The organism is Ruegeria sp. HKCCD6604 (assembly GCF_013110635.1).
Taxonomy (GTDB): Bacteria; Pseudomonadota; Alphaproteobacteria; order Rhodobacterales; family Rhodobacteraceae; genus Ruegeria.
The window spans coordinates 1-14,926 of sequence record NZ_WVQW01000005.1 but is presented as its reverse complement, the minus strand read 5'-3'; the positions used below and the strand labels follow the sequence as shown (position 1 = coordinate 14,926).

The following is a 14,926-nucleotide window of genomic DNA, read 5'->3' as shown; positions in this document are numbered from 1 at the left end:
GACCCCAACCAGATGACGGCCCTGAAACAGTACCAGCGGATCGAAGCCACCGGTCTGTGGCGCCCTTCGCCCGATGAACAGCGGCGCGAAGTCGTGGTATCGATTGGCGAGGCGACCCTAACCATTTCCGATTTCAATGACAGGGCTTTGACGCATTGGTCTTTGGCGGCGCTTGAACGGCAGAACCCCGGTGCCTTTCCGGCTGTTTTTTGCCCCGACGGTGATCCGGATGAGACACTGGAACTGGGAGAATCCGAAACCACGATGCTTGAAGCGATCGATCGGCTGCAACGTGCCATCGAACGTTCGCGCCCCCATCCCGGCCGTTTGCGCTGGATGAGCGTCGGCGGCGTCGCGGCTGCGGTTCTGGCCGTATTGTTGTTTTGGCTGCCCGGTGCGTTGCAAAACCATGTTGTCTCGGTCGTGCCCGAAATCAAACGACAGGAAATCGGAGACACGATCCTGCGTCGGATCGAGCGCGTCTCGGGACCGGCCTGTTCTTCCGTGGATGCGCAGGCTTCACTGGATCGCTTGGCCAGTCGTACGGGCGTACGGCAGATCGTTATACTGCCCGCCGGCGTTCAGGACAGCCTCAGCTTGCCGGGTGGCACCGTTCTGTTGAACCGGGCGCTGGTTGAAGACCACGAAGACCCTGCTGTCGCAGCAGGCTATGTTGTTGCAGAGCGCGCGCGGGCGGCGCTCAACGACCCGCTGGATGATCTGCTGGACAGAACCGGGGCGGCCTCGGCCTTCCGGCTGTTGACGACCGGGGAACTGACACCTGAGATCATCGACACCTATACCGAACAGGTCCTCTCGCAGCCCCGACCTTCCCTTCCGGACGAAGACTTGCTGGCGATGTTCTCGCAAAGCGCCCTGCCTTCCACCCCTTACGCCTATGCTCAGGATATTACCGGAGAATCAGTACTGGGCCTGATCGAGGCTGATCCCATGGCCGGCCGGACACTGGAACAGGTGTTGCCGGACCGTGATTGGGTCCGGCTGCAAAACATATGTGGTGAGTAAGCCGGTTTACTTGGTTCCAAACATCCGGTCGCCCGCGTCGCCCAGACCCGGCATGATATAGCCTTTCGAGTTCAGCTCGCGGTCCAGTGCGGCGGTGACGATGTGCACATCCGGGTGCGCCTCTTTCATACGCGCCACACCTTCCGGCGCGGCCAACAGGCACAGAAAGCGGATATCCGTCGCCCCCGCCTCTTTCAGCAGGTCAATCGCCGCGGCCGAGCTGTTGCCGGTGGCCAGCATCGGATCCACCGCGATAACCAAACGGTCTTTCAGGCTCTCGGGTGCCTTGAAGTAATACTGCACGGGCTTCAGCGTTTCTTCGTCGCGATACAGACCGACAAAGCCGACGCGCGCAGAAGGAACAAGCTCCAGCACACCGTCCAGCATCCCGTTTCCAGCACGCAGGATCGACACCAGCGCCATTTTCTTGCCCGCCAGAATGGGTGCATCCATTTCTTCCATCGGTGTTTCGATATGGCGCGTGGTCAACGGAATTTCGCGCGTGACCTCATAGGCCAGCAGAAGCGTTATTTCGCGCAGCAACTGCCGGAACACGGCGGTCGAGGTGCCCTTGTCCCGCATGAGCGTCAGTTTGTGTTGCACCAGAGGGTGATCGACGATGGTCAGATGTTCGCTCATGTTTTCTCCAGTCTTTTCTTGACCCGCGCACGGGTGGCGTCATCGCAAAAGGCCGCTTCTAGGGCGGTTTCGTTCAGGGCCGCAAAATCTTCGGCCTCCCAGCCGAAAGCTGCGTTCAGCATTTCATATTCCCGCCGCATGGTCGTGTGAAAAAATGGCGGGTCATCCGTTGAGACGGTGACTTTCACGCCCGCATCACGCAAGGCCGCGATTGGATGTGTCGCAAAATCCGGGAAAAGCCCCAGAACCACATTCGATCCCGGACAGACCTCAAGAGTGATGTCCCGGTCGACCAGTTCGCGAACAAGGTCCGGATCCTCGAGGGCGCGAACACCGTGTCCGATGCGCTCGACCCCCAGATCGCGCACGGCATCGCGCACGCTTTCAGGGCCGCCGAACTCTCCGGCATGGGTCGTCAGCCGCAACCCGGCCTCGCGCGCGCAATCGAACGCCCATTTGAAATCGCCCTGAGTGCCAACGGATTCGTTTCCACCCATGCCAAAACCGGTGATCCAGTCGCCCGCAGTCTCTGCCGCGCAATAGGCGCTGCGCTTGGCTTGATCGGGGCCGAAATGGCGCACACAGGTAATGACGCCGCGCAGGGTGATGTCAAACTTGCGCTCGGCCTCGTCCGCCGCGTCCTGAATGGCGTTCAGATAGTCCCGCCAGGCGTGCAGGTCGCCGCCACCACAAAAATCAGGGCTCAGAAAAGTCTCAGAATAGACGACACCGTTTTCGGCGCTTTCTTCGAGAATGGCCAATGTCAGCCGCCGAAAGTCTTCGGGCGTCTTCAGGACTTCGCAAGCAGCTTCATACACATTCAGGAAATGCGCGAAATCGCGGAAATCATAGGATCCGTCCGGCTTGAAGATACCGCTCAGGTCCACCCGTTTTTCATGCGCAAGCTGACGTATGAATGCCGGTGGCGCGGCGCCTTCGTGATGCAGGTGCAGTTCTATTTTCGGCAGATCGGCGACGCTCATAGAAAGTTCCTTCCCGGCCCTTGCGCCGGAATGTTCAGGTGATGGGCGATGCTGGCGGCAATATCGGCAAAGTCTACCTGGCCGATCTGCCCCGTGCCCGACCCGGAAATCAGAACCGGCACTTGTTCACGTGTGTGATCCGTCCCGGTCCAGCTGGGATCATTGCCATGATCGGCGGTCAACACCAACAAGTCGCCGGGGCGCAGCCTGGCCAGAAACTTGCCGATCTCGTGATCGAACCATTCCAATGCTCGGGCATAACCGCTGATATCGCGGCGGTGGCCGTAAAGACTGTCGAATTCAACAAAGTTGGCAAAAGTCAGGCTGCCCTGTTCGGCGTCATCCACCAGATCTGAAAGGTGCCGCATGAGTTCAGCGTCCGACCCTTTGCGCAGCGTGTCGATACCCTGCATGGAAAAGATGTCGCCGATCTTGCCCACCGCGTGCACCTTCCGCCCGGCATCCTGCACCCAATTGGTCAGAACCGGTGCGGGCGGCAGAATGGCGAAATCCTTGCGGTTGGCAGTCCGTTCAAAACCCGCCTCTGGCGAGCCGACAAAGGGGCGCGCAATGACACGGCCCACTTTCATCTCGTGCAAGCGCGGTGCAAGTGCGCGGCACATGTCCAGCAAACGGTCCAGTCCGAAACTCTCCTCATGGGCTGCGATCTGAAACACACTGTCAGCTGAGGTGTAGCAAATCGGCCAGCCGGTTCGCATATGCTCGGCACCCAGTTCGGCGATGATCGCCGTGCCCGAGGCATGGCAATCGCCAAGGATGCCTTCGGTCCCGGCGGCCTGGGCCGCTGCGCGGCTCAGGTCCGCAGGAAAAACCGGAACCGTATCCGGGAAATAGTGCCAATCCCACGGCACCGGCAGACCTGCCAGTTCCCAGTGGCCCGAGGGCGTGTCTTTGCCGGGCGAATGCTCGCGCGCGCAGCCCCACAGCCCATTGGGTTTCGCGTTCAATCCGGGGATTGCGTCCCCAGACGCCAACCGCGCAGCCGCACCCAAACCCAGCGCGTCGAGGTTCGGCAGGTTCAAGGGGCCCGAGCGCCCGTCTTCGGCCCGCCCTTCGGCACAGGCCTGCGCGATATGGGCCAGCGTATTTGCTCCACTATCCGGGACGTCGCCATTGAAAAAACGATCGGCATCAGGCGCACCGCCTATTCCAACGGAATCCATGACGACGAGAAATGCACGGCTCATACGCTGATCCTTTCGTGGATCAGATCCGGAAGCGTCGGAGCCGTATCGCTGATCTCAATCGCGCTCAGCACGGTTTCCGCGGCTCGGCGCGCGGCATCTTCCCGAGCAGCATGGATCACTGCAATCGGCGTGCCTTTTGGCACGCGATCCCCAAGCCGAAGAATACTGGATATCCCGACGGCGGGGTCGATCTCATCACTTTCGACCTGACGGCCACCGCCCAGCGCAACCACGGCAAGACCCAGAGCTTCTCCGTCAGCGGCCGAGATGAAGCCGTCCCGCGGGGCCGGAACCTCTTGGATGACATTCGCCTCAGGCAGGAACCGGGCCCAGGTATCGACAAACTGAACCGGGCCACCGACCGCTGCCATCATGCGCCCGAACCGTTCGGCAGCGCGGCCGTCACGGATGATTTCAAAGATCTTCTCACGCCCTTCCTCGACCGTTCCGCACATTCCTGCATCGGTCAGCAGGACCCCCCCCAGCTCGGCGGAAATGTCTGCCAAAGGGGACGCATTCGACATGGTCAGAACCTTCATCACTTCCGCGACTTCCAAGGCATTGCCCAACGCCGGGGCCAATGGTTGGTTCATATCCGTGATCACCGCCGACGTGCGGCATCCTGCTGCGTTTGCGGTCTGGGTCAATGCGGTGGCCAATTTGCGGGCATCTTCCATCGTTTTCATGAAAGCACCGCTGCCGGTTTTGACATCCAGAACCAGTGCATCCGGGCTGGCGGCCAGTTTCTTGGACAGGATCGACGCTGTGATCAGATCCAGGCTCTCGACCGTCGCGGTCACATCCCGCACTGCATAAAGGCGCTTGTCTGCCGGCGCGATCTGGCCCGTCGCCCCGACGATGGCCGCGCCGGTATCGCGTAAAATCTGCGCAAGACGGTCCTGCCCGATCTGAGTGCTGACCCCCGGTATCGCCTCAAGCTTGTCCAGCGTTCCGCCGGTATGCCCAAGACCCCGGCCCGAGATCATTGGGACATACGCCCCACATTCCGCCAACGCCGGAGCAAGAACCAGGCTGACGCTGTCCCCGACCCCTCCGGTCGAGTGCTTGTCGATCACCGGCCCATCCACGTCCCAGGTCAGAACGTCACCGCTGTCGCGCATCGCAATCGTCAGATCCGCACGCCCCCGAGGGCCCAATCCGCCCATGCAGACAGCCATGGCGAATGCCCCGGCCTGCGCGTCGCTGACGCTTCCATCCGCAAGCCCCTGCGCAAACCAGATCAGTTCCTCGCGACCGGGCACCTCCTGCCTGCGCAGTTTTGCTATGATCGAGCGGGCATCCATGCGTTCAGACATCCTCCATGTGTGACGCGTCGAATGCGCCCGGCAACAAATCCCCGATGGTTGTCTCGAATTCGGAACCGTCCACGGTTGCCAGGGTAACCTTCACGTCGCGCTTGCCAAACTCGGCCAGTTTCTGGCGACACCCACCGCAAGGCGGCACGGGCTGAGGGCTGGAGGCGACCACATAGACCTCGGTCAGTTCCTGCTCTCCTGCGGCGACCATCGCGGCGATTGCGCCGGCCTCGGCACAAGTGCCTTCGGGATAGGCCACGTTTTCAACGTTGCACCCGGAAAAGATCTGACCCGTCGAAGCCCGAAGCGCTGCGCCAACCTTGAAATTCGAATAAGGCGCATAGGCGTTTTCGCGGACTGACAAGGCAGCGTCTTTGAGCGACATGGCGATTCCCCGTTTTTTTGATCATCTGGTCAGAAATTTGGATCGTTACGTAAAAAGGCCGAGGAATTGAAGCCCCCAGCCAGTTTTTTTCAGTCAGCCCAGTGTTGTCGTGAACGTACCGGGCAAGGTGACTTCCAGCAACTCGATGTTGTCCGAGGGCGAGGACAAACGCGTGCGCATCCCGGGCGGGATGACAAAGGCGTCTCCTTGCTCCAGCCGGTAGGGCTCGCGCCCCTCGCCTTCCAGCGTGACCGCCCCGCCCATCACGAAGGTAAAGTGAATGTCCGTATCGTGAATGGCCCATTCGGTATCGCCCTGCCCTTTGCGGACGACCTGGACGCCAGCGACCCCTTTGGTGTTCTCGGCAATTGTCGTATCGCGGCAGATGTAACCCGGAAGACGGAATGGCACCCATTCAGCATCCTTGGCCTGGTTGTAGACAAAGCGTTGCCCTTGCCATTCACGGTCCGGGCGAAAATGCGGCGTGGGAAGCTGCATGTCATGGTCGATTTCCGTGACATGCTCCGCTGGCACACCTATCTCGACAACCTGAACATTGTCTGACGCCTCGAGCACGCGGTGACGAATTTCCGGCGGCTGGATAAAGCAATCCCCTGCGGTCAGGCGCATTTTTTCTCCCTGATCCTCGTAGACGACATCCACCCAGCCATGAATGCAGAATATCAGCTGGAACCCGACTTTGTGAAAATGCACCATATCGGGCACCGGCCCCCCGTCCGGGATGCGGATATGGCTGGCGATGATCGATCCGCCCAGACGATCCGGCACCAGATCGCGATAGTGCATCCCCGCCCGACCGATGATCCATGGCGCCTGATCCTTGAGCCTGCGCACCACGAAGGAATGAACTGTTTCAGGCATCACCAGCGGCGGGTTACGCTCTTCGATTTCGATCCGGGTCCCATTCGGCGCGACAAGAACGCGTTGGCCATCTGCAAAGCTTTCCGGGTCATCTGTCAGGATGCGCAATGTTCCCGGACCTTCGGGCGCGTCTTTTTCAATCCGCAGCCGAAGACCGTGCCCTGAAAACACTGCGACGCGCGGATCGTCCGCGGGATAGATCATGTCCATCTGCATCCCCAACACCTTGGTATAAAAGGGGATGTCGTTTCGAATTTCCTGGGTAGGCAAACGAAATTCAGCTTGGGTCCGGGAAGGCTCGGATGTCTTTGTCATGAGATGTCTCGTCAGAACTCGATTTTGACCATCCGATCAGAACAGAGGCCAAAATGCCAATCGAAAAGAACATCTCGAGCGTTTCTTCCATCACGAAAAGCCGCGCCTTCATAACTGACGACAAAGCTTCGCCGTGCAGCCCGGTGAATTCTTCAAGAAGCTGAGCGATGACGGCAAGACAGCCGGCCGCAATGAACACGATCATAAAAGGCGCGCGCCGCTTGACAGCACGCCATCCCGTCGGGATCCCATGCCACATGACACCGCCCAGGACAACGCAGGCCAGCAAGACCCTGACCAGAGTGACGTCCAGCACCGAATCCAGCCCGTCAAGGATCATGAACGGCAAGCTGCCTTCAGGATAAACGCCTGCTTCCAGCTCTCGCTCGCCCAACAACAGTAATGTCAGCCCGATATACAGCCGGGTGACACCCGGATATCGCCACAAAGCGGCCACACCCGCTGCAAACAAACACGCCGCGGAAATTGTTTCAAACAACCCGCCTTCCTGATTGAAAACCAGTGCCTGTTCTGGCCAGATGCCAACAGCACCAAGAAGCACAACACTTGACAGCACCGCAAACCAAAGGGTTAGCCGCACAACTCCGGTATCCGCCACAGAACCGGAGAACAGGCCATCGACCTGATCATTTGCCTTGAAAGTCATTACTGCTTCGTCTTGCCTGAGTGTTTGTTCGTTTCGCAAAGTTGCCTAGATGTAAAAAAAATATGTCAAAATTCAACCCATTTCGGGTGTGCGACTGCGCCACGTCGGCAAAATTACGCAACGTAGCCAAGCTTGGACGAATAGTTTAATGTTAAATCAAATTCTAAGAGGGAACTGAAACTTCAATGTCTGACACCCCCAGCCTGCGACAGGCCGCGCTTGACTATCACGCCCATCCGAAACCCGGAAAACTTGAGATCAAGGCCACGAAACCGATGGCCAACGGTCGCGATCTGGCGCGCGCCTATTCGCCCGGCGTGGCCGAGGCCAGCCTTGAAATCAAAGCCGACGCCGCAAACGCGGAAAAGTACACGGCGCGCGGCAACCTTGTCGCCGTGGTATCCAACGGCACCGCGGTTCTTGGTCTGGGCAATATCGGGGCGCTGGCCTCGAAACCGGTGATGGAGGGCAAAGCCGTCCTGTTCAAGAAATTCGCTGGCATTGACTGTTTTGATATCGAAGTAGACCAGCCTGATCCGGAAAAGCTGGCGGATATCGTCTGCTCGCTGGAACCGACATTCGGGGCCATCAACTTGGAAGACATCAAGGCACCGGATTGTTTCATTGTCGAAAAGCTGTGCCGCGAGCGTATGAACATTCCCGTTTTTCACGACGATCAGCACGGAACCGCCATTGTCGTCGGGGCCGCGGCCAAGAACGCTTTGCATGTGGCGGGGAAATCCTTTGCGGACATCAAAGTCGTATCAACCGGCGGCGGGGCTGCTGGGATTGCCTGCCTGAACATGCTGGTGAAACTGGGTGTGAAACAGGAAAACATCTGGCTGTGCGATATTCACGGGCTCGTCTACGAGGGGCGCGCCGAGGATATGAACCCGCACAAGTCGCAGTTTGCGCAGAAAACGGAATTGCGGACTCTGGATGATGTAATCGGCGATGCGGATCTGTTTCTGGGCCTTAGTGGCCCGAATGTCCTGAAGCCTGAAATGGTTCAGAAAATGGCCGATCGTCCGATCATCTTCGCACTGGCCAACCCAACGCCAGAAATTCTGCCTCAGGCCGCGCGTGAGGTTGCACCGGACGCGATCATCGCCACGGGGCGCAGCGATTTTCCCAATCAGGTCAACAACGTATTGTGCTTTCCGTTTATCTTCCGGGGTGCTCTGGATGTGGGCGCGACCGAGATCAATGACGCAATGCAGATCGCCTGCGTTGACGGCATTGCGGAAATGGCTCGCGCGACGACAAGCGCCGAGGCGGCAGCCGCCTACAAGGGCGAGCAACTGACCTTTGGGCCGGATTACCTGATTCCGAAACCTTTTGATCCGCGTTTGGTGGGTGTCGTCTCATCTTCCGTTGCCAAGGCAGCCATGGAAAGCGGCGTCGCTAAGCGCCCCATTAAAGATCTTGAGGCCTATAAGGAAAAACTCAACCAGTCTGTTTTCAAGTCGGCGCTTTTGATGCGCCCCGTATTCGAGGCCGCAGCCGTCGCATCCCGTCGCATCGTATTTGCCGAAGGCGAAGATGAAAGGGTGCTGCGGGCTGCACAGGCTATTCTTGAGGAAACGACGGAAACACCGATTCTGATCGGACGTCCCGAAGTCATCGAATCCCGATGCGAAAAACTGGGCCTGACCATTCGCCCGGGCACGGACTGCCAGATCGTGAACCCGGAAAACGATCCGCGTTATTACGATTACTGGAGCTCGTATCATCAGATCATGCAGCGCCGAGGTGTGACCCCGGATCTGGCCAAGGCGATCATGCGCACAAATACAACCGCCATTGGCGCGATCATGGTGCATCGGGGCGAGGCTGACAGTATGATCTGCGGCACGTTCGGCGAATATCGCTGGCATCTGAACTATGTTGAACAGGTGCTGGCCGACGGCGACCTGCGCCCGCACGGCGCGTTGTCGCTGATGATATTGGAAGACGGCCCCCTGTTCATCGCCGATACGCATGTCCGGCAATTGCCGACGCCGGAGGAGTTGGCCGAATCGACCATTGGCGCCGCGCGGCATGTTCGCCGATTCGGGATCGAACCCAAGATCGCGTTCTGCTCGCAGTCGCAATTCGGCAATCAGGCGGAAGGATCGGGAAAACGCCTGCGCGCCGCATTGGACATCCTGGACCAGAAACCGCGCGACTTTGTCTATGAAGGCGAAATGAACCTGGATGCGGCCCTTGATGCGGATCTTCGGGCGCGGATTTTTCCGGGTTCACGCCTACAGGGCGCGGCAAATGTGCTGATCTTTGCCCATGCGGATGCGGCCAGCGGCGTGCGCAATATCCTGAAAATGAAAGCGGACGGGATCGAAGTCGGCCCCATTCTGATGGGAATGGGCAACAAGGCACATATCGTCACCCCATCCATTACCGCACGCGGATTGCTGAACATGGCTGCCATCGCGGGGACGCCGGTGGCACATTACGGGTAAACCGGCTGCCCGACACCATGAACCGCATCCCCCGCGGGGGTGCGGTTAACACAATTCTCACACTTTGACGGCTATATGTCGTGGCATCTCCGTGGGAACCCTGGGGCACGCGGAAGAATGGCGAATTGGCATTGTGCCGACTCGCCTTGGACGTGATCTTTTGCATGGTCGAGTTTGCAAGTTTGCAAAATGGCCTCTTCGGCGCAGAAAATCCAATGGTGAGAAAGAAGTTTGCAAAAATTTGCAAGTCGTTGCGCGAATTACTGCAAATATTTTGCGATAAACTGACGCGTCGTCATTTGACTCGCTTGCCCGATAGTTTTCTGGGTCCTAACACAAAGACCAAGTCGTTGTGAGGAGGACGAGATGGCGTATCAGGACGTTTATGACAGTTGGAAGAAAGACCCCGAGGCGTTCTGGATGAGCGCCGCCAAGGGGATCGATTGGGTCAAAGAACCCAGCAAAGCTCTGTTCGACGACAACGCGCCTTTGTATGAATGGTTCAGCGACGCACGAGTCAATACCTGCTGGAACGCCGTGGACCGCCACGTGGTAAACGGGCGCGGCGAGCAGACCGCCATCATCTATGACAGCCCGATCACCCATACCAAGCGCGAGATTTCATATGTCGAGCTGCGCAACCGCGTGGCCAATCTTGCCGGCGCGCTGCGGGCGAAAGGCATCGAGAAAGGTGACCGCGTCATCATCTACATGCCAATGATCCCCGAGGCGCTTGAGGCGATGCTGGCCTGCGCTCGTCTGGGCGCTGTGCATTCCGTTGTGTTCGGCGGATTTGCCAGCAACGAACTGGCGGTCCGTATCGACGACGCCAAACCCAAAGCCGTCATTGCGGCGTCCTGCGGTTTGGAACCTGGCCGGGTCGTGCACTACAAGCCGCTTCTGGACGGCGCCATCGAACTTGCCGAGCACAAGCCGGATTTCTGCGTCATCTTTCAGCGCGAACAGGAAGTTGCTCAGTTGATCGAAGGGCGCGACTACAACTGGCACGGGTTCCAGTACGGTGTCGAACCGGCGGAATGTGTTCCCGTCGACGGAAACGATCCGGCGTACATCCTGTACACTTCGGGCACCACGGGGGCGCCCAAGGGCGTCGTGCGCCCCACTGCCGGGCATCTGGTGGCGCTGAACTGGACCATGAAGAACATCTATGACGTTGATCCCGGTGATGTATTCTGGGCGGCATCCGATGTGGGTTGGGTCGTTGGACATTCCTATATCTGCTATGCCCCCCTGATCCACGGCAACACGACGATTGTGTTCGAAGGCAAACCGGTCGGCACCCCTGATGCGGGAACCTTCTGGCGCGTGATCTCTGAACATAAGGTGAAAAGCTTCTTCACCGCCCCTACGGCGATCCGTGCCGTGAAACGAGAAGACCCCAAAGGCGAATTGATCGCCAAGTACGATCTGTCTCATCTGCGGGCACTGTATCTGGCGGGGGAACGGGCTGACCCCGACACCATCATCTGGGCGCAGGATGCGCTGAAGGTTCCGGTGATCGACCATTGGTGGCAGACCGAAACCGGATGGGCCATCGCCGGAAATCCGCTGGGCATCGAAGAGCTTCCGATCAAGCTGGGTTCGCCCGCGAAACCGATGCCCGGCTATGACGTGCAAATTCTCGACGAAGGCGGCCACCCGATGAAAGCCGGCGAACTGGGGGCCATCGCGGTCAAACTGCCTTTGCCTCCGGGCACCCTGCCGACCTTGTGGAACGCCGAGGAGCGGTTCAGGAAATCCTATCTTGAACATTTCCCCGGGTATTATGAAACCGGCGATGCCGGTATGATCGACGAGGACGGATATCTTTACATCATGGCCCGCACCGATGATGTCATCAACGTCGCGGGCCACCGTCTGTCGACCGGGGGGATGGAAGAAGTGCTTGCCGCTCACCCGGATGTGGCCGAATGCGCGGTGATCGGTGTATCGGATCAGCTAAAGGGTCAGATGCCCGTTGGGTTCCTGTGCCTGAATGCCGGCGCTGATCGGGATCATGGCGACGTGGTTCAGGAAGTCGTCAAGATGGTGCGGGAAAAGATAGGCCCGGTGGCGGCCTTTAAACTGGCCGTCGTCGTCGACAGGTTGCCCAAGACACGTTCGGGTAAAATCCTGCGGGGTACGATGGTGTCGATTGCAGACGGTCAAGACTACAAAATGCCTGCAACGATCGATGATCCAGCCATTCTTGACGAGATCAAAGAGGCCTTGCAGACAATCGGTTACGCCAAGTAACCCGAGGGGCGGCATTAGCCGCCCATTTTTTTGTCTTCTCTTGCAACCGGAAGCAGCCCCTCTACTGTCACGTTAAGACAGTGAGGACCCATGACACAAACCGATATCTGGCGTCTCAGCGCCACAGACCTGACCACCCTGACAAGACGCGGCGACCTGAGTGCGACCGAGGCGGTTCGGGCCTCGATCGAGCGAATGGATGAGGTCAACCCGGATTTGAATGCGGTTGTGGAAGACCTGCGCGAGCAAGCATTGGAACGTGCCGAAGCGCTGGACAATGCGCGGGCTGGCGGCAAACCGACGGGTCCGCTGCATGGCGTGCCGGTCACGATCAAGGTGAACGTTGACCAAAAAGGCCACGCCACAACCAACGGTGTCGTCGCATTGAAGGATGTGATTGCACCGGATGACGCCCCGGTTGTGAGCAATCTGCTAAAGGCCGGGGCTGTTGTTGTCGGGCGGACCAACACGCCCGAGTTCTCTTTCCGCGCCGAGACGGACAATCCGTTGTATGGCCGTACGCACAACCCCTGGGGGCGGCATATCTCGCCCGGCGGCTCTTCCGGTGGGGCTGGCGCTGCGGTCATGGCCGGAATCGGCGCGCTGGCCCACGGCAACGATATCGGCGGCAGCCTGCGCTTTCCCGCGGCGGCCAACGGAGCCGTGACGGTGAAACCCGGGCTGGGGCGTGTCCCGGCATGGAACCCAAGCCAGAAGGTCGAACGCGGTTTGCTGGCGCAGTCGATGTCAGTTCAGGGCCTGATTACCCGGTCGGCCGCTGACCTGCATCTGTCCATGCCCAGCCTGATCACCGCCGACGCGCGTGACCCGTTTCACGTGCCGATGCCCTGGCGTGGTCCTGATCCCGACGCGCCCGTCAAGGTAGCCTTCACCAAGAACACATTCGGCTATGCCCTGCACCCCGAGGTGGAAAAAGCGCTCGACACGGCACGGGACGCACTGACCGATGCGGGTTATGTGGTGCAAGAGATTGACCCGCCCGATGTATTTGAATGCGGTCGGATCGGTTACCGTACGCTGATGGGCGAGGTACTCACGCTCTTGCAGTCAGATATCGAAGCGGCCGGTTCGAAAACCATTCAGAACATCTTTGCGGTCTATTTCCAGGAATTCCCGCCTATTGTCGAAACCGAGATGGTTCAGATGCTGGCCAAACGAAGCCACTATGCGCGGGAATGGTCCCTGTTTTTGCAGGATTACCCTTTGGTGCTGTCGCCTTTCCTGCCACAACCGTTCTTCAAACCTGACCGGGACACCGAAGGCGCCGATGGAGTGCATGAGGTTCTGGGGTGCGCCGTTTATTCCTATGCGATGAACTTTCTGGGCCTGCCTGCGGCATGTGTCCCGGCCCGGCTGGCTGAATTGCCTAAGGGCCCACAGCCGATCAGTGTTCAGATTGCGGCACAGCGTTGGCGCGAAGATCTGGCGGTGGATGCGGCCGCGGCAATCGAGGCACGCGTGGGGCAAATGTGCTTGCCGCTTTGGGAAAAATCAGAGTTGCAGGGCGGCTGCAAAAAATAGACCCCGGGACATTGTACCCGGGGCCCGACTGCTAAAATAAGCCCGGATTTCTGATGACGAGCGTAGCACCACCCACCCTCGCCAGCGCAAAATCTGCGCAATCATTCGAATACGCCGTTCAGGTGGCCACTCACTCCCACCTTGGCGTGTTCTCCGGGCAATTTCACATTAGCCAATTGCCAATAGATTCCCTGTGAACTGCTTCACACAGTTTCAAAAAATCCTCGCAGAGACGCAATTTTATGTGAATTGCTCGGAAATCAGTCGTTCTTCCAAACCGTGCCCGGGGTCGAAAAGAATGCGATGTGAAATCGTAGGCTCGGAACGGATTTCGACCCAATCAATGTCTGGGAAAGCTACCGAATCAGCGGCAACGATAACGGGTCGCTTGTCCGCATCCAGCACATCGAACCGTACCTTCGCGATTTTTGGCAGCAAGGCACCACGCCATCGGCGGGGGCGGAATGCGGCGATCGGCGTCAACGCGAGAACGTCCGAGCCAATCGGCAGAATAGGCCCGTGTGCCGAGTAGTTATACGCCGTGGACCCCGCCGCTGTGGACAGCAGCGCTCCATCGCATACAAGTTCATCCATTCGCTCGCGGCCATCAACGCTGATCTTAAGCCGCGCGGCCTGAGGGCCTGCCCGCAACAATGACACTTCGTTGATCGCCAACGCCTCGTGCAGCTTTCCGGACTGATCCATCGCCCGCATCGCCAGCGGATTGATGACCTCTTCCTCGGCATCCTCCAGGCGGGCCATCAGGTCGTCTTCGTGATACGCGTTCATCAGAAACCCGATTGTGCCACGGTTCATCCCGTATACCGGTGTATCAAGATGCTGCATGTTGTGAAGGGTATGCAACATGAAGCCATCCCCCCCAAGAGCAACCACAACATCTGCATCGCGGGGCGCCGCATTACCGTGTTTGGACACCAGAGCATCCCGGGCCGTTTGCGCCACTTTGACCTCACTGGCAAGAAAGGCGATTCTTTTTTTCATGTTTTCCGGTTTCCGGTGCTGCACATTTGGTTCCGAAACAAACATACCTTTCCCCGATAGGCCAGTCTTGACGCCGCAGCGGGCCAAATCGTCGCTTTAAGCCTTTTGCAAATGTGGCGTTTCCGATAGGAAATCCGCAAGATTTTTACCCAGCCATGTGGAGCGCCCATGAACGCCAATCTTCGTGATACCGGATTTTTCACCCAGTCCCTTTCTGATCGTGATCCCGAGCTTTTTGGCTCGATC

General features: G+C 58.8%; 12 protein-coding genes. 4 read left to right on the top strand and 8 right to left on the bottom strand.

Features of this window, described 5'->3' with window-relative positions:
* Positions 1-12: 12 nt before the first annotated feature.
* On the top strand, positions 13-1,026 hold the full coding sequence (locus GS614_RS13085) for a hypothetical protein (RefSeq protein ID WP_171613461.1): 1,014 nt from the start codon (positions 13-15) through the stop codon (positions 1,024-1,026).
* A gap of 6 nt (positions 1,027-1,032) precedes the next feature.
* Here GS614_RS13085 and upp read toward each other — a convergent pair whose 3' ends face one another.
* The 7 genes from upp to GS614_RS13050 form a co-directional block, all read right to left on the bottom strand.
* Positions 1,033-1,665 carry a uracil phosphoribosyltransferase gene (upp, locus tag GS614_RS13080; protein WP_152457415.1) on the bottom strand — a complete coding sequence of 211 codons (633 nt, stop codon included), beginning with the start codon at positions 1,663-1,665 and terminating at the stop codon, positions 1,033-1,035.
* Positions 1,662-2,648, bottom strand: coding sequence for an adenosine deaminase (locus GS614_RS13075; protein WP_171231995.1), 987 nt, complete (start codon positions 2,646-2,648; stop codon positions 1,662-1,664). The genes upp and GS614_RS13075 overlap by 4 nt, the downstream gene beginning before the upstream one ends.
* Positions 2,645-3,856, bottom strand: coding sequence for a phosphopentomutase (locus GS614_RS13070; RefSeq protein ID WP_171726530.1), 1,212 nt, complete (start codon positions 3,854-3,856; stop codon positions 2,645-2,647). Before GS614_RS13070 ends, GS614_RS13075 begins: the two co-directional genes overlap by 4 nt.
* On the bottom strand, positions 3,853-5,160 hold the full coding sequence (locus GS614_RS13065; protein ID WP_171726620.1) for a thymidine phosphorylase: 1,308 nt from the start codon (positions 5,158-5,160) through the stop codon (positions 3,853-3,855). The genes GS614_RS13070 and GS614_RS13065 overlap by 4 nt, the downstream gene beginning before the upstream one ends.
* A 4-nt stretch (positions 5,161-5,164) precedes the next feature.
* Positions 5,165-5,557, bottom strand: coding sequence for a cytidine deaminase (locus GS614_RS13060; protein WP_171329021.1), 393 nt, complete (start codon positions 5,555-5,557; stop codon positions 5,165-5,167).
* Between the two features lie 93 nt (positions 5,558-5,650).
* Positions 5,651-6,754 (bottom strand): cupin domain-containing protein, encoded by a 1,104-nt coding sequence (locus tag GS614_RS13055; RefSeq protein ID WP_171726529.1) that lies wholly within the window; start codon positions 6,752-6,754, stop codon positions 5,651-5,653.
* On the bottom strand, positions 6,717-7,421 hold the full coding sequence (locus GS614_RS13050) for a hypothetical protein (protein ID WP_171726528.1): 705 nt from the start codon (positions 7,419-7,421) through the stop codon (positions 6,717-6,719). Before GS614_RS13050 ends, GS614_RS13055 begins: the two co-directional genes overlap by 38 nt.
* 185 nt (positions 7,422-7,606) lie before the next feature.
* Between GS614_RS13050 and GS614_RS13045 the strand changes: the two genes are divergently transcribed.
* From GS614_RS13045 to GS614_RS13035, 3 genes are all read left to right on the top strand, one after another.
* The gene (locus GS614_RS13045) at positions 7,607-9,880 is read left to right on the top strand and encodes an NADP-dependent malic enzyme (RefSeq protein ID WP_171726527.1); all 2,274 of its coding nucleotides are present in this window, start codon (positions 7,607-7,609) and stop codon (positions 9,878-9,880) included.
* 366 nt (positions 9,881-10,246) lie between these two features.
* On the top strand, positions 10,247-12,136 hold the full coding sequence (gene prpE / locus GS614_RS13040) for a propionate-CoA ligase PrpE (protein WP_171363076.1): 1,890 nt from the start codon (positions 10,247-10,249) through the stop codon (positions 12,134-12,136).
* A gap of 90 nt (positions 12,137-12,226) precedes the next feature.
* Positions 12,227-13,678: an amidase family protein gene (locus GS614_RS13035; RefSeq protein ID WP_171726526.1), complete on the top strand. Its 1,452-nt coding sequence runs from the start codon at positions 12,227-12,229 to the stop codon at positions 13,676-13,678.
* Positions 13,679-13,918: 240 nt separating this feature from the next.
* Here GS614_RS13035 and GS614_RS13030 read toward each other — a convergent pair whose 3' ends face one another.
* Positions 13,919-14,680: an NAD kinase gene (locus GS614_RS13030; protein ID WP_253285366.1), complete on the bottom strand. Its 762-nt coding sequence runs from the start codon at positions 14,678-14,680 to the stop codon at positions 13,919-13,921.
* Positions 14,681-14,926: the final 246 nt, after the last annotated feature.

What these genes read in the sequence shown, in the direction of transcription:
- GS614_RS13085 (WP_171613461.1), top strand. Translation starts at nt 13, where the DNA reads ATGACGGCCCTGAAACAGTACCAGCGGATCGAAGCCACCGGTCTGTGG.
- upp (WP_152457415.1), bottom strand. Translation starts at nt 1,665, where the DNA reads ATGAGCGAACATCTGACCATCGTCGATCACCCTCTGGTGCAACACAAA.
- GS614_RS13075 (WP_171231995.1), bottom strand. Translation starts at nt 2,648, where the DNA reads ATGAGCGTCGCCGATCTGCCGAAAATAGAACTGCACCTGCATCACGAA.
- GS614_RS13070 (WP_171726530.1), bottom strand. Translation starts at nt 3,856, where the DNA reads ATGAGCCGTGCATTTCTCGTCGTCATGGATTCCGTTGGAATAGGCGGT.
- GS614_RS13065 (WP_171726620.1), bottom strand. Translation starts at nt 5,160, where the DNA reads ATGGATGCCCGCTCGATCATAGCAAAACTGCGCAGGCAGGAGGTGCCC.
- GS614_RS13060 (WP_171329021.1), bottom strand. Translation starts at nt 5,557, where the DNA reads ATGTCGCTCAAAGACGCTGCCTTGTCAGTCCGCGAAAACGCCTATGCG.
- GS614_RS13055 (WP_171726529.1), bottom strand. Translation starts at nt 6,754, where the DNA reads ATGACAAAGACATCCGAGCCTTCCCGGACCCAAGCTGAATTTCGTTTG.
- GS614_RS13050 (WP_171726528.1), bottom strand. Translation starts at nt 7,421, where the DNA reads ATGACTTTCAAGGCAAATGATCAGGTCGATGGCCTGTTCTCCGGTTCT.
- GS614_RS13045 (WP_171726527.1), top strand. Translation starts at nt 7,607, where the DNA reads ATGTCTGACACCCCCAGCCTGCGACAGGCCGCGCTTGACTATCACGCC.
- prpE (WP_171363076.1), top strand. Translation starts at nt 10,247, where the DNA reads ATGGCGTATCAGGACGTTTATGACAGTTGGAAGAAAGACCCCGAGGCG.
- GS614_RS13035 (WP_171726526.1), top strand. Translation starts at nt 12,227, where the DNA reads ATGACACAAACCGATATCTGGCGTCTCAGCGCCACAGACCTGACCACC.
- GS614_RS13030 (WP_253285366.1), bottom strand. Translation starts at nt 14,680, where the DNA reads ATGAAAAAAAGAATCGCCTTTCTTGCCAGTGAGGTCAAAGTGGCGCAA.